Origin of the sequence: Actinoplanes regularis (assembly GCF_900188005.1) — a bacterium.
GTDB lineage: Bacteria > Actinomycetota > Actinomycetes > Mycobacteriales > Micromonosporaceae > Actinoplanes > Actinoplanes regularis.
Map to the genome: position 1 here is coordinate 171407 of NZ_FZNR01000015.1, position 13466 is coordinate 184872.

A 13466-nucleotide genomic window follows, 5' to 3' on the forward strand; every position below is an offset into this window, starting at 1 on the left:
ATCGTGGACATATGCACGATCGGTCAATGTTCAATTACACAGAGAGATCATGGATGTCCATGATCTGTCACACTCCCGGACACCCCCAGGGCGCTCTCCGCGAGGTGCCGGGTGAGTCGCGGGGTCGCCCGGATCGTCGTCATGGCCGGCAGGACCGGATGCGTATCGGCCGGCGCCGCGCCCAATTCCTCCAGATATTCCCGTATCGGCGCCCATTTTTCATAGATGACCAGCAGGACATCGCCCGGCGCGGCCAGGCCCAGTGCGGTGGTCACCGCCTCCCGCCAGCCGTCCGCGCGGACCGCCCGGATCCGCGGCCGGCGCGCCCGCATCTCCCGCTCGACCAGCGCGGAGACCTCCCCGGCCGGGCGCCCCCGGCGATCCTGGTCGTCGTAGAGCACGACCCGGGTCAGCCCGTCCGCGAGGACCTGCGCGGACGCGGCGAGCAGGTCGTCGCGGCGGTCGCCGGGCAGGGTCACCGCGGCCAGGCAGCGGTTCATCCCCCACAGCCGGTGCAGCGTGCGCAGCGTCGCGGCCAGCGCGGCCGGATTGTGCGCGTAGTCCAGGAAGATCGAGACGTCGCCGAGTCGCAGCAGCGTGCCCCGGCCCGGGTTGTCGACGCTCGGGTCGAACTCGCCGAGCCGGGTGGCCACGGTCTCCGGCCGGGCGCCGACGGCACGGGCCGCGGCGATCGCGGCGAGAGCGTTGGCGGCGGCGTACGGGGCGGCTCCCCCGTACGCCCCGGGTACCTCCGTCAGGCGCAGCAGCGGGGTGCGCCGCGCTCCGGTCGCCTGCGTCAGCCAGCCGTCGTGCAGGAGGTACGCCGTACCGCCCCGCGCCAGGTGCTCGGTCAGCACCGGATTCGCCGGGTCCAGTCCGAACCAGACCAGGCGTTTCCGGTCGGCCCGCACCCGGGGCCGGGTGGCCAGGTCGCGCACCCACGGGTCGTCCGCGTTCAGGACCAGCGTGCCGCCGTCCCGGACCCGCTCGGCGACGACCGCCTTGACGTGCGCCAGGTCCTCGACCGAGTCGAGCCCGTCCTGTCCGAGATGGTCGGCGGTGATGTTGGTGATCACCCCGACGTCCGACCAGTCGTAGCCGAGCCCGCGCCGCAACAGCCCGCCGCGCGCCGTCTCCAGCACCGCCACCTCGATCTGCGGATCGCCGAGCACCTGCTGCGCCGAGCGGGGACCGGTCGCGTCGGCCAGGAACACCGCGCGCCCGTCCACGTAGACCCCGTCGCTGGTCGCCGCGCCGACCCGCTGGCCACCACCGCTGAGCAGGTGCGCGATCAGCCGGGTCACGGTCGTCTTGCCGTTGGTGCCGGTCACCGCGACCGTCGGGATCCGGCCGTCGGAGCCGCCCGGGAACATCGCCCGGACGATCGCGTCGCCCACGTCCCGGGCCCGGCCGCGGACCGGCGCCAGGTGCATCCGCAGCCCGGGAACCGCGTTCACCTCGATCACCCCGGCCACCGGGTCCTCCGGACCGGGCGGCGGCAGCGGCGCGGCGATCTCCGGCAGCCGCAGGTCGATCCCGGCGACATCCAGCCCGATCAGCGCGACCACCCGCCGGCACAACCGGATCACGTCCTCGTGCACCTGGTCGGTGACGTCCCGGCTGGTCCCCCCGGTGGAGAGGTTGGCGCCGTCGCGCAGCCAGACGATCGCGCCCTCCGGCGGCACGTCGTCGGCGGCGCGGCCGGCGAGCCGCAGCGCCGCCTCGTCCAGGGTGATCCGGGTGAGCACCCGTGAGTGCCCGACCCCGCGGCGCGGATCGGCATTGGTCCGCTCGACCAGCTCGGCCAGCGTGGACCGGCCGTCGCCGACAACATGCGCGGCGACCCGCTCAGCGGCGGCCACCAGCTCGCCGGCCACCATCAGCACCCGGTAGTCCCGGCCGGCGAGCTGCCGCTCGACCACCACGTCGCCGCCCGCCTCGGCGAAGGCCCGCTCGACCGCCTCCGGCGTGCTCAGCCCGAGCACGACGTGTTCCCCGTGCCGTCCCTGCCGGGGCTTCACCACGACCGGCGCGCCCAGTTCGTGCAGGAGCCGGACCGCCTCCCGCGCGCTGTCGGCCGCGCCGCCGGCCGCCACCGGGACGCCGGCCTCCCCGAGCAGCCGCCGGGTGATCTCCTTGTCGCCGGCGATGTCGATGCCCACCCCGCTGGTCCGATCGGTCATCGCGGCCCAGGCCATCCGCCGCCGCACACCCCAGCCGAGCCGGACCAGGCTGAGGTCGTCGAACCGCTCCACCGGGATACCCCGCCGCCGGGCGGCCGCGATGATCGACCGGGTGCTCGGACCGGTCGCCTCCCGCTCGGCGAAGGCGGCCAGCCCGGCGAGCCGGTCGTCCGGCGCCACGCCGGCCCGCCCGGCCTGGACGGCCAGCACCAGGTCGACCGCGACGTCGAAGAGCTCGCCCGGCGTTCGTGACTCGGGCGACTCGTCCAGCGGGCACTCCACGATCACGTCGTAGACACCGGGTTCGCCGGCCGGGACGGTACGCCCGAAATTCACGTCCCGGCCGATCAGCTGGGACAGCTCCAGGCAGACGTGCTCGACGACATGACCGAAGTACGTGCCGCCCCGCAGCCGGCTGACGAACCCGCCCGGGGCACCCGCCGCGCAGTGGTGCTCGGCCAGCCCGGGCAGCGCCCGCAGCAGACGCTCGGTGAAACCGGTGACGTCAGAGGTCTCCCGGTCGGTCAGCTCTTCCAGCCGGAGCCGGGCCACCACCGCCGGCCGGGACAGGTACACGTTGGGGCCGCGCAGGCGGCGCAGACTCTCGATCCTCATTCGAGTGGTCCCCAATCCCCGGCCGCCGGCCGGTCAGGTGGAAGGTGTGCCCCGCCGGCAACACGTGGATGCGTGCCCCGGCCAGCGCGATCGGCCCGCTCGCCGGCACCCGGATGTCCGTGGCGGCGCCCGCGTCGACGACCGTGACCGCACCGCTGCCGAGCACCTCGAAACGGTCGCCGTGGGTGAGGATCGCGGTGTCCTCGTCGATGCCCAGCCCGAGCTCGTGCGGGTACAGGGCGACCGCGCTGAGCAGCCGGTTCAGCCGCCCGCGCTGGGCGAAGTGCTGGTCGATCAGCACGCCCGGAAGGAACTCCAGGCCGGGGCCGGTGCGCACGCTGGCCGCGGTCACCCCGGGGCCGTCCCCGTCGACGATCATGGTGGCCGACATCATCGCCGCGCCCGCGCTGGTCCCGCCGAGCACCACGGAGCCGTCCGTCACCAGCTCCTGCAGCAGCGAGTCGGTGGCCGTACCACCCAGCACCGCGGTGATCCGCTCCTGGTCGCCGCCGGTGAAGAAGACCCCGGTCGCGTCCCTCAGGACGTCCGCCGCCCCGGGATCGTTCGCCTCGGCCCGGGTGCTCAGGCGTAGCGCGCGGACCGAGCCCGCGCCCAGCGAGGTGAACGTGCGGGCGTAGAACGCCTCGGCGGTCTCCGGAGCCTCACTCGCGGTCGCGATCACCACGATCCGGGCCGCCCGGGCCCCGGCCAGCTCCACGAAGCGGACGAGCAGTCCCGGCCCGGCGGCGCCTCCGATGATCAGTAGTCGGGCCTCCACCGCGCCTCCTCAGCAGGGCTCAGATCGGCCACTGCTGAGACTAATCAGAACAAAACCGAAACAACCCCCTAATCGGAATGCTCGGTGGAGGTCGTATCCTCCCGCCTCCGCGCACCGGGCCCCAGCCGCGGCAGGACGTCGCGGTGCTCGGTCACCGGGTGCTCCTCGGCGCAGTAGATCTCGACGTGCAGCTCGGCGGCGCAGTCCCGGTGCACGAGCTGGATCGGCGGCCCCTCCGGATCGGCCAGGTACCGGTTGCCCCAGCCGGCCAGCGCGATCAGCACCGGATAGAGGTCGAAGCCCTTCTCGGTCAGCCGGTACTCATGGCGCACCCGGGCACCGGGCTCCTGGTACGGCTCGCGGCGCAGCACCCCGTGCTCGACCAGCGCGGACAGCCGGTTCGCCAGCACCTGCCGGGGGATCCTGGTCCGCACCCGCATGTCGTCGAAGCGGCGGAGGCCGGTGAAGACCTCGCGCAGCACCACCATCGTCCACTTCTCGCCGAGAATCTCCATGGCACGCGAGATGGTGCAGTTGTCCACGTCCCAGTCGAGGGCGCTCGGCTTTGTGACCTTACCGACCATGCCGTCAGGCTAGGTCTCGTTGACAGACGCAGCAAGCCCGTGCCAGCCTGCGTCTATGACGCAGACTCAGGAAGCTTCGGTCACTTCCCGGACCCGCACCTTCTCCTGGACCGACCCGACCGAGCACGTCAAGCTGTTCGCACACCGCAGCGGCCTGGAGGTGCTGCGGGCGATGGCGGCCGGCGACGTCCCGCCCCCGCCGGTCTTCCAGCTCATCGGCGGCAACAGCATGGTGGTCGAGCCGGGCAGTGTCGTCATCACCCTGGATCCCCAGGAGTTCCACTACAACCCGATCGGCACCGTGCACGGCGGGATCATCTCCACCCTGCTGGACACCGCCGCCGCCTGCTCGGTGCAGTCCACCCTGCCCGCCGGCACCGGCTACACCAGCATGGACCTGAACGTGAAGTTCCTGCGCCCGATCACCGTCGACACCGGCATCGTGACCTGCACCGGCGCCGTCCTGCAGCAGGGCCGCCGCACCGCACTGGCCGAGGCGCGCCTGACCGACTCGCGCGGCCGCCTGATCGCCCACGCCACGTCGAGCTGCCTGATCTTCGACCTGCCCACCAGCTGACCACCGGACGGGCCCGCTCCCGGAACCCGTCCGAGGTCCGGTCCCCGGCCCGCTCAGGTCCGCCGGCGCCCCGCCGACGAGGGCGGGACGCTCACGGTCGTACCGTCAGACTCCGGTGACCAGCGGGTGCACGTCGGCGGCCGGCGGCATCCAGGTCGAGGCGTCCGCCTCGACCTGCTCCCCCGAGCGGATGTCCTTGACCGTGCTCGGCGACCCCGGGAACCAGACGTACGGAATCCCGCGCCGGTCCGCGAACTGGATCTGCTTGCCGAACTTCGCCGCGGTCGGCGCCACCTCGGTCGGGATGCCCCGCTTGCGCAGCGCGGCCGCGATCCGGTCGCACTCGGCCCGCTGGTCGTCGCTGGGCAGCGCGACCACGACGCAGGTCGGCACCGAGCGCGAGACGCTCAGCGCGTCCTGCTTGAAGAGCAGGCCCAGCATCCGGGACACGCCGATCGAGATGCCGACGCCGGGGAAGCGGGTGTTGCCGACCGAGGCGAGCGTCTCGTAGCGGCCACCGGAGCAGATCGAGCCGTGCTGTTCGTACCCCCGCATCTGGGTCTCATAGACCGTGCCGGTGTAGTAGTCCAGGCCCCGGGCGATCTTCAGCTCGGCGCGGACCAGGCCGGGCGCGTGCTCACCGGCCGTCTCCACGACCTGCAGGAGCTCACTCAGCCCCTCGTCGAGCAGCGGGGCGTCGACGCCCAGCGCCCGCACCCGGTCCACGAACGACCCGTCGGACGCGGAGATCTCCGCCAGCTTCAGACAGGCGGCCGCCTGCGCGTCCGTCGCGCCCGCGGTCTCCACCAGCAGGGCCGCCACCTTCTCCGGGCCGATCTTGTCGAGCTTGTCGACCGTGCGCAGCACCTCACCGGTGTCGGCGAGGCCGAGACCGCGGTAGAAGCCCTCGCACACCTTGCGGTTGTTGACCTGGATGACCACCGGCGGGATCGGCAGCGAGCGGAACACGTCACCGATCACCAGCGGCATCTCGGTGTCGAAGTGGAACGGCAGCGTGTCCCGGTTGACCACGTCGATGTCGGCCTGCAGGAACTCGCGGTAGCGGCCCTCCTGCGGCCGCTCCCCCCGCCACACCTTCTGGATCTGGTAGCGCCGGAACGGGAACTGCAGCTTGCCGTGGTTCTCCACGACGAACCGCGCGAACGGGACGGTCAGGTCGAAGTGCAGCCCGAGCTGGTCCTCACCCTTCGCCGGTGCGTCGGCGGTGTCCTGCAGGCGGCGCAGCAGGTAGACCTCCTTCGAGGTCTCGCCCTTGGAGAGCAGCGTCTCCAGCGGCTCGACGGCACGGGTCTCCAGCGGGGCGAAACCGTACAGCTCGAAGGTGGAGCGAATCTTGTCGAGCGTGAACTGCTCGATCATGCGCTGGGACGGCAGCCACTCAGGGAAGCCGGAAATGGGCACTGGTTCTCCTAAAGGAAGCGGCCGGGCGCCGCGGTCAGCTCCCGCAGGTACGGGTTCGACGCGCGCTCACGGCCGATGGTGGTGGCCGGTCCGTGGCCGGGCAGCACGACGGTGTCGTCGGCCATCGGCAGGATCTTGTCCCGCAGCGTGGCCATCATCGTCGGGGTGCTGCCACCCGGCAGGTCGGTGCGTCCGATCGAGCCCGCGAAGAGCACGTCCCCGGAGAGGCAGACCTCGTCCGCGTCCCAGGACGAGGTCGCGCCCGGCAGGCGGAACAGCACCGACCCGCCGGTATGGCCGGGAGCGTGATCGACCGTGATCTCCAGCCCGGCGATGCTCAGCACCGCGCCGTCCGTCAGGGAGGCGACGTCGTCCGGCTCCGAATACTCCAGGCGGCCGCCGAAGAGCGAGCTCAGGTCGGCGCTCAGCCCCTTCGACGGGTCGGCGAGCATCTCCCGGTCGTCCGGGTGCACGTACGCGGTGATCCCGCGGGCCCCACAGACGGGCGCGACGGAGAACGTGTGGTCCAGGTGACCGTGCGTGAGAAGCACCGCCGCCGGGGCGAGCCGGTGCTGTGCGAGCACCTCGTCCAGCTGGTCCAACACACCGATGCCGGGGTCGACGATCAGGCACTGCTCGCCCGGGCCGGCGGCCAACACATAACAGTTGGTGCCGAAGGCCTGCGCCGGAAAGCTGGCGACGAGCACGAGCCGGTCCCCCTCACAGAAAACAGGTGCGAATTGTAACGAGCCTAGCTGGGCAGCCGCACACCACTTTCTCAGGAGGTACCCGTACACTCTTGCGGGCGTGTGGCGTGCCGCACCCCTTGACATGCACAGGGAAGGACAGCGTTAAGTGGCCTCCAGCAAGGACCGGCAGCGCAAGCTCGCGCGCGCGAAATTCGATCGCCAGATGGCTCGCCGGGCCGTCCGGGAGCGCAGGCGCCGCCGCGTCCTGGCCGGTGGCGGTATCGCTCTCGCAGTTCTGGTGGTCGCGGTGGGCGGCGCCTGGATCGGTGGCGCGTTCGACAAGGACGAGAAGACTTCCACCGAGGCCGTCGACGTCTGCCTGTGGTCGCCGCTCGACAAGTCGACCAACGCCGAACTGAAGGAGGTGGGCACCCCGCCCACCAAGAACCTTCCGGAGACCGGCACCGAGATCATGACGATCGCCACCAACCAGGGTGATCCGATCAAGGCGAGCCTGGACGTCGCGAGCGCTCCCTGTGCCGCCGCCAGCTTCTCCTACCTCGCCGGCAAGCAGTTCTTCGACAACACCGACTGCCACGAGATCCTCGACATCGGCGCGGTGCACTGTGGTGACCCGAGCGGCACCGGCCAGGGCGGTCCCACGTACAGCTACTACGACGAGAACGCTCCGGCCCAGCCGGAGCCGTCGGCGAGCGCGAGCACCGGGGCGAAGGCCGCCGTGCTCTACCCCAAGGGCACCGTCGCCACGATCGGTAACCCGGCCAACAGCAACGGCAGCCAGTTCCTGATCTTCTTCAAGGACTACGCACCGACCACGGCGGCGCCGAAGTACTCGATCGTGGGCCAGGTGACCGGCGGACTGGACACCCTGGCGAAGATGGGCAAAATTCCCACGGTGGCCGACAACGCGGGCGACAAGGTCAAGCCCAAGGAGAAGATCACCATCAAGAGCCTGACCGTCGCCGCGGACGCAGCCGCGGCAGCTCCCTCGGCGAGCGCGCAGTCGTGAGTTCGGAAGAGACCAGCAGGAGGAACGACGTGTCGTCGATCAAGGACCGGCAGCGCGCGGCGGCGCGAGCCCGGCTCGAGAAGGAGATGGCCGAGCGTGCCGCGTCGGCTCGCAGCCGGCGCCGCCGCCAGGCGATCATTGGCTCCGCCCTCGCCGTCGTGGTGATCGCCGGCGCGGCCGTGTGGATCGCGAGCGCCCTGCGCAAGGACGACAAGAAGACGTCCGCGGGCAGCGCCAACACCGTCCCGGCCGGCATGGTCGCCTGCACCTGGACCCCGTCCAGCGCGGCCGGCGGTGGCAAGGTCAAGGACGTCGGCATGCCGCCGGCCACGGTGCCGAACACCGGGACCAGCACGCTGACCCTCGACACCAACCTCGGCCCGATCGAGGCGAACATCGATCTGTCCAAGGCTCCCTGCACCGGCGCCAGCTACAAGTTCCTCGCGTCGAAGAAGTTCCTCGACAACACCAAGTGCCACCGCCTGGTGAACGAGGACAAGTTCAAGGTCCTGCAGTGCGGCGACCCGTTCGCCACCGGCAAGGGCTACCGCGAGACCGACGGCACCGGCGGCCCGGGCTACACCATGGCCGAGGAGAACCTGCCGACCGACACCACCAAGCCGTACCCCGCGGGTTCGATCGCAATGGCCAACACCGGCCAGCCCGGCTCCACCGGCAGCCAGTTCTTCATCTGCGCGGAGGACACCCAGCTCCCCGCGAGCTACACCCTGCTCGGCAAGATCACCAAGGGCATGGACGTGGTGCAGAGCGTGGTCAAGGCCGGTGACGACGGCGCGTTCGCGGCGAGCGCCGGCGGCGGTCACCCCAAGAAGGAACTCGACATCAAGACCATGACGGTTTCCTGACGCAAGGTCCACGAGAAACGGGCGGCCCGCTTCGGGCCGCCCTTTTCTTTGCGGTACGACCGATGAGGTCCCGCCCCCAGGCCTCCCGGCCCAAGCGCTGTGGCAATCTCGCGCGAGGTCCGCGCAACCCCGGACCGCAGCGCGCCGCACGTAAGCCCTGAAACAGGCTTAGATCACGCGCAAACTCGGACACAGGACCAGATCAGGGCACGCTCACGGCAAATCCCGGCACCGGCTCGGGCCGAGGCGCGCCGCGCGCTCCCCAGCCCGGTCATGGAGGCTCAGGCGCCGGACGTCACCCGGTACGCGTCGAACACGCCGTCGACCTTCCGCACCGCCGCCACCAGGTGACCGAGATGCTTCGGGTCGGCCATCTCGAAGGTGAACCGGCTGACCGCCACCCGGTCGCGGGTCGTGGTGACCGTCGCGGACAGAATGTTCACCCGCTCCTCGGAGAGCACCCGGGTCACGTCGGCCAGCAGCTTGTGCCTGTCCAGCGCCTCCACCTGGATGGCGACCAGGAACGTCGACGCGGACGTCGGCTTCCAGCTCACCTCGACGACCCGCTCGTCCTGATCGCGCAGGTCCTGCGAGTTGGCGCAGTCCTCCCGGTGCACGCTCACCCCGCCGGAGCGGGTGACGAAGCCGAACACCACGTCCCCCGGAACCGGGGTGCAGCAGCGGGCCAGCTTCACCCAGACGTCGGAGACGCCCTTCACCACCACACCCGGGTCCTGCGCGGTGCTGCGGTTGCGCGGCGGCCGGGTCGCGACGGCGGTCTCGGCGATGTCCTCGACCGCGCCCTCCTCGCCACCGAAACCGGCGACGAGCTTGGCGACCACGGACTGCGCGGAGACGGTGTTCTCGCCCACCGCGGCGTAGAGCGAGGAGACGTCGGCCAGGTGCAGGTCACGAGCGATGGTCGTGAGGTTGTCGCTGGTCAGCATGCGCTGCAGGGGCAGGCCCTGCTTGCGCATCGCCTTGACGATCGCGTCCTTGCCGTCCTCGATCGCTTCCTCGCGGCGCTCCTTGTTGAAGAACTGCCGGATCTTCGTCCGCGCCCGCGGGCTCTTCACGAAGCCGAGCCAGTCCTGCGTCGGGCCGGCCGTGGCGGACTTGGACGTGAAGATCTCGATCACGTCGCCGTTGGAGAGCGTCGACTCCAGCGGCACCAGCTTGCCGTTCACCCGCGCGCCGATGCACTTGTGCCCGACCTCGGTGTGCACCGCGTACGCGAAGTCGACGGGCGTGGAGCCGGTCGGCAACGGGATCACGTCGCCCTTCGGCGTGAAGACGTAGACCTCCTGGCTGGACAGGTCGAACCGCAGCGCGTCCAGGAACTCGGACGGGTCGCTCGCCTCCCGCTGCCAGTCAAGCAGCTGCCGCAGCCAGGTCATCTCGTCGATGTGCGCCGGCGGGCCGACGATCGTCGCGCCCTTCTGCTCCTTGTACTTCCAGTGCGCGGCGATGCCGAACTCGGCCGTCCGGTGCATCGCGAACGTCCGGATCTGCATCTCGACCGGCTTGCCGGTGGGGCCGATCACGGTCGTGTGCAGCGACTGGTACATGTTGAACTTCGGCATCGCGATGTAGTCCTTGAACCGGCCCGGCACCGGCTGCCAGTTCGCGTGGATCACGCCCAGCGCGGCGTAGCAGTCGCGGACCGTGTCGACCAGGATGCGGACGCCGACCAGGTCATAGATGTCGTTGAAGTCCCGGCCCCGGACGATCATCTTCTGATAGATCGAGTAGAGGTGCTTGGGGCGGCCGGTCGTCTCGGCCTTGATCTTCGCCGACTTGAGGTCGAGGCTGACCCGGTTCGTCACCTGGCGCAGCAGCGCCTCGCGCTGCGGCTGGTGCTCGCCGATCAGGCGGTTGATCTCCTCGAACCGTTTGGGGAACAGGGTGCCGAAGGCCAGGTCCTCCAGCTCCCACTTGATCGTGTTCATACCCAGCCGGTGGGCCAGCGGGGCCAGGATCTCCAGCGTCTCCTTCGCCTTCTGCTCCTGCTTGGGGCGGGGCAGGAAGGTGAGGGTACGCATGTTGTGCAGCCGGTCGGCCAGCTTGATCACCAGGACGCGCGGGTCCTTGGCCATCGCGACGACCATCTTGCGGATCGTCTCGGCCTTCGCCGCGTCGCCGAGCTTCACCCGGTCGAGCTTGGTCACACCGTCGACCAGGAGCGCCACCTCGGCGCCGAAGTCGTTGCGCAGCTGCTCGAGGCCGTAGTCGGTGTCCTCGATCGTGTCGTGCAGCAGCGCGGCGGCCAGCGTCGTGGTGTCCATGCCCAGGTTGGCCAGGATGGTCGCCACGGCGAGCGGGTGCGTGATGTACGGGTCGCCGGACTTGCGGTACTGCCCGGAGTGCCAGCGGGCGGCCACGTCGAACGCCTTCTGCAACTGGCGCACGTCACCCTTGGGGTGACTCGCCCGGTGCGTGGCGATCAGCGGCTCGAGGACCTCGCTGACCTGCGTGCTCTGCCAGGGTGCGTTGAACCGGGCCAGTCGTGCCCGCACCCGCCGGCCGGTGGGCGCGCTGGCGAAGCCGAAGCCGGTCGTCTCACCGGTCAGCGGGGATGGCTGGGTGGTCTCCGGGTCACCGACAGCCGCGGGCGCGGCCCCGTCGGAAGCGGTCTTCTCGTCGAGGCGAGCCTGGCCATCGGGCGAAACCTCGCCCGTGCCGGTCCGCGAGTTCTGGGTCGGTTGCACCGTGCCCTCCGCCGGAGGGACGACGTCGCTGGACACCGGCCTCCTCATCACCTTCGCCATGATCCTCGCCGGAGTCTGAAGCCCGTCGAAGACGATTTCATCCAGGGGTGGCCCTCTGGAACGACCATCCTACCCGCACCGACATCGCTGTTGGCCCGGCCGAACCTCCGATTCGGCCAGGACCGGCGGGGCGAACAACAACGAACGGGGATCAAACGGTCAGCAGCGAGCGCACCGCACGCGAGCTCAGCCTCGCCCGCCCGTTCAAGAATCCCAACTCGAGCAGCACGGTGAAGCCGGAGACCGTGCCACCGGCCCGCTCCACCAGGTCCATCGCCGCGGCCGCGGTCCCCCCGGTGGCGAGCACGTCGTCGACCACCAGAACCCGCTGCCCGGCCACGAACGCGTCCTCATGCACCTCCAGGGTGGCCTCGCCGTATTCCAGCGCGTACGAGGCGGACAGGGCCTTGCGCGGCAGCTTGCCGGCCTTGCGGATCGGAACCACCCCGGTGCCGGCCGCGTAGGCGAGCGCCGCCGCCACCACGAACCCGCGCGCCTCCACCCCGGCCACCACGTCGAACGAGCCGGGACCGTGGTGCGCCGCGATGCCGTCGATCACCCGCCGGAACACCTCGGCGTCCGCGAAGAGCGGCATCAGGTCCTTGAAGACGACTCCGGGCTTGGGGAAGTCCGGCACGTCGATGCTGGCGCCCGCGACCAGAGCGGCCAGCTCGGCCCCGCAGTCACCGGTCGCCAGGGGAATCTCGGTAGTCACGGCGGACAGCCTAGCGGCGGGCCGGAACGGGCCGACGAAACGGCCCGCCACCATCGGTGACGGGCCGCTCGATCGAACTGCTTACAGGTTTACCGCTTGCCGCCGGGACGGTTGCCGGAGCGACGGTTGGCCGGACGGGCGCCCGGGCGCGGGGCCGTGCTGCCGGCCATCGCGGGGACGTCCGAGTCGGTGGCGTTCGCCGGGCGGCCCTGGTCGCCGCGGGCCACGTCGTCGGAGCGGTTGGCCCGGCGGGCCAGCACCCGGGCGTTGTGCGCCTTGATCTTCGGCTCCTGGTCCTTCAGCGCGCTCAGCACCGGCGCGGCGAACATGATCGACGAGATGACGCCGAAGCCCATGCCGACGAAGAGCACCAGGCCCAGGTCCTTCAGGGTGCCCGCGCCGAGCAGGCCGGCACCGATGAAGAGCAGGCCACCGACCGGCAGCAGCGCCACCAGACCGGTGTTCAGCGACCGCATCAGGGTCTGGTTGACCGCCAGGTTGGTCGCCTCGGCGTAGGTGCGGGTGCTGCCCGCGGTGATCCCCCGGGTGTTCTCCTGCACCTTGTCGAAGACCACGACGACGTCGTACAGCGAGTAACCGAGGATCGTCAGGAAGCCGATCACCGTGGAGGGCGTCACCTCGAAGCCGACCAGCGAGTACACACCGGCGGTGAGCACCAGGTCGAGCACGAGCGAGGCCAGCGCGGCCACCGCCATCCGCCACTCGAACCGGACGATCAGGTACGCCACCACCAGGACCAGGAAGATGATCAGACCGAGAATGGCCTGCTGGGTGACCTTGCCGCCCCAGGCCGCCGAGACCTGGCTGTCACTGATCTTCTTGGCCTCCACCCCGAGATCGGTGACGAGCGTGGCCTTGGCCTTGCTCACCTCGTCCGCCGACAGCGCCGACGCACGCACCGTGAAGCTGGCATCGGCGCCCTCGCCGACCTGCTGGACCGCGGTGGTCGAGGCTTCCGGGTCAGCCTCCCGGACGGCCTTGTCGACCGCCTTGGCGACCTCGTCCTGGGTCAGCGTCTTGCCCTCGACCGAGGCCGGCACGCTGAACGAGGTACCACCGGCGAACTCGATGCCGAGCTCGAAGCCGCGGATCACGAAGCTGCCGATCGCGATCAGCACCAGCGCCGTCGCGATGGTGAACCACATCTTCCGGCGGCCCACGATGTTGATGTTCGCTTCACCCGCGTAGAGACGGGTCGCGAGACCGGGACGGGCCATG

The 13466-nt window shown here is 70.7% G+C and carries 11 protein-coding genes; 3 read left to right on the forward strand and 8 right to left on the reverse strand.

Going from position 1 to position 13466, the window contains the following annotated elements; translation table 11 throughout:
• Positions 1-47: 47 nt before the first annotated feature.
• The 3 genes from cphA to CHC09_RS31510 form a co-directional block, all read right to left on the reverse strand.
• A complete protein-coding gene (gene cphA / locus CHC09_RS31500) occupies positions 48-2798 on the reverse strand; it encodes a cyanophycin synthetase (protein WP_089296881.1) in 2751 nt (916 codons plus the stop codon).
• Positions 2689-3576 carry a cyanophycinase gene (locus CHC09_RS31505; protein WP_089296882.1) on the reverse strand — a complete coding sequence of 296 codons (888 nt, stop codon included), beginning with the start codon at positions 3574-3576 and terminating at the stop codon, positions 2689-2691. The genes cphA and CHC09_RS31505 overlap by 110 nt, the downstream gene beginning before the upstream one ends.
• Positions 3577-3644: 68 nt before the next feature.
• Positions 3645-4160 (reverse strand): winged helix-turn-helix transcriptional regulator, encoded by a 516-nt coding sequence (locus CHC09_RS31510; protein ID WP_089296883.1) that lies wholly within the window; start codon positions 4158-4160, stop codon positions 3645-3647.
• Positions 4161-4215: 55 nt separating this feature from the next.
• Here CHC09_RS31510 and CHC09_RS31515 point away from each other — a divergent pair, with 55 nt between their 5' ends.
• Positions 4216-4737 carry a PaaI family thioesterase gene (locus CHC09_RS31515; RefSeq protein ID WP_089296884.1) on the forward strand — a complete coding sequence of 174 codons (522 nt, stop codon included), beginning with the start codon at positions 4216-4218 and terminating at the stop codon, positions 4735-4737.
• A gap of 105 nt (positions 4738-4842) precedes the next feature.
• On the opposite strand, the gene hisS is transcribed toward CHC09_RS31515, so the two are convergent.
• Positions 4843-6159, reverse strand: a complete 1317-nt coding sequence (gene hisS / locus CHC09_RS31520) for a histidine--tRNA ligase (RefSeq protein WP_089296885.1) — start codon at positions 6157-6159, stop codon at positions 4843-4845.
• 8 nt (positions 6160-6167) lie between these two features.
• The gene (locus tag CHC09_RS31525) at positions 6168-6866 is read right to left on the reverse strand and encodes an MBL fold metallo-hydrolase (RefSeq protein ID WP_089296886.1); all 699 of its coding nucleotides are present in this window, start codon (positions 6864-6866) and stop codon (positions 6168-6170) included.
• A 148-nt stretch (positions 6867-7014) separates the two neighbouring features.
• On the opposite strand from CHC09_RS31525, the gene CHC09_RS31530 reads away from it, so the two are divergent.
• Together CHC09_RS31530 and CHC09_RS31535 are read left to right on the forward strand one after the other, a co-directional pair.
• Complete coding sequence (locus CHC09_RS31530) at positions 7015-7878, forward strand: peptidylprolyl isomerase (protein ID WP_089296887.1); 864 nt, start codon at positions 7015-7017, stop codon at positions 7876-7878.
• A gap of 29 nt (positions 7879-7907) precedes the next feature.
• A complete protein-coding gene (locus tag CHC09_RS31535; protein ID WP_089296888.1) occupies positions 7908-8744 on the forward strand; it encodes a peptidylprolyl isomerase in 837 nt (278 codons plus the stop codon).
• Between the two features lie 281 nt (positions 8745-9025).
• On the opposite strand, the gene CHC09_RS31540 is transcribed toward CHC09_RS31535, so the two are convergent.
• The 3 genes from CHC09_RS31540 to secF form a co-directional block, all read right to left on the reverse strand.
• Positions 9026-11488, reverse strand: coding sequence for a RelA/SpoT family protein (locus tag CHC09_RS31540; protein ID WP_089296889.1), 2463 nt, complete (start codon positions 11486-11488; stop codon positions 9026-9028).
• Positions 11489-11663: 175 nt separating this feature from the next.
• Positions 11664-12209, reverse strand: coding sequence for an adenine phosphoribosyltransferase (locus CHC09_RS31545; RefSeq protein WP_244911621.1), 546 nt, complete (start codon positions 12207-12209; stop codon positions 11664-11666).
• A gap of 107 nt (positions 12210-12316) precedes the next feature.
• Positions 12317-13465: a protein translocase subunit SecF gene (secF, locus tag CHC09_RS31550; protein WP_089296890.1), complete on the reverse strand. Its 1149-nt coding sequence runs from the start codon at positions 13463-13465 to the stop codon at positions 12317-12319.
• Between the last annotated feature and the right edge of the window lies 1 nt (position 13466).

Excerpts from the sequence above, each read along its gene's own strand:
- CHC09_RS31515 (WP_089296884.1), top strand. The coding sequence starts at position 4,216 with ATGACGCAGACTCAGGAAGCTTCGGTCACTTCCCGGACCCGCACCTTC.
- cphA (WP_089296881.1), bottom strand. The coding sequence starts at position 2,798 with ATGAGGATCGAGAGTCTGCGCCGCCTGCGCGGCCCCAACGTGTACCTG.
- CHC09_RS31510 (WP_089296883.1), bottom strand. The coding sequence starts at position 4,160 with ATGGTCGGTAAGGTCACAAAGCCGAGCGCCCTCGACTGGGACGTGGAC.
- secF (WP_089296890.1), bottom strand. The coding sequence starts at position 13,465 with ATGGCCCGTCCCGGTCTCGCGACCCGTCTCTACGCGGGTGAAGCGAAC.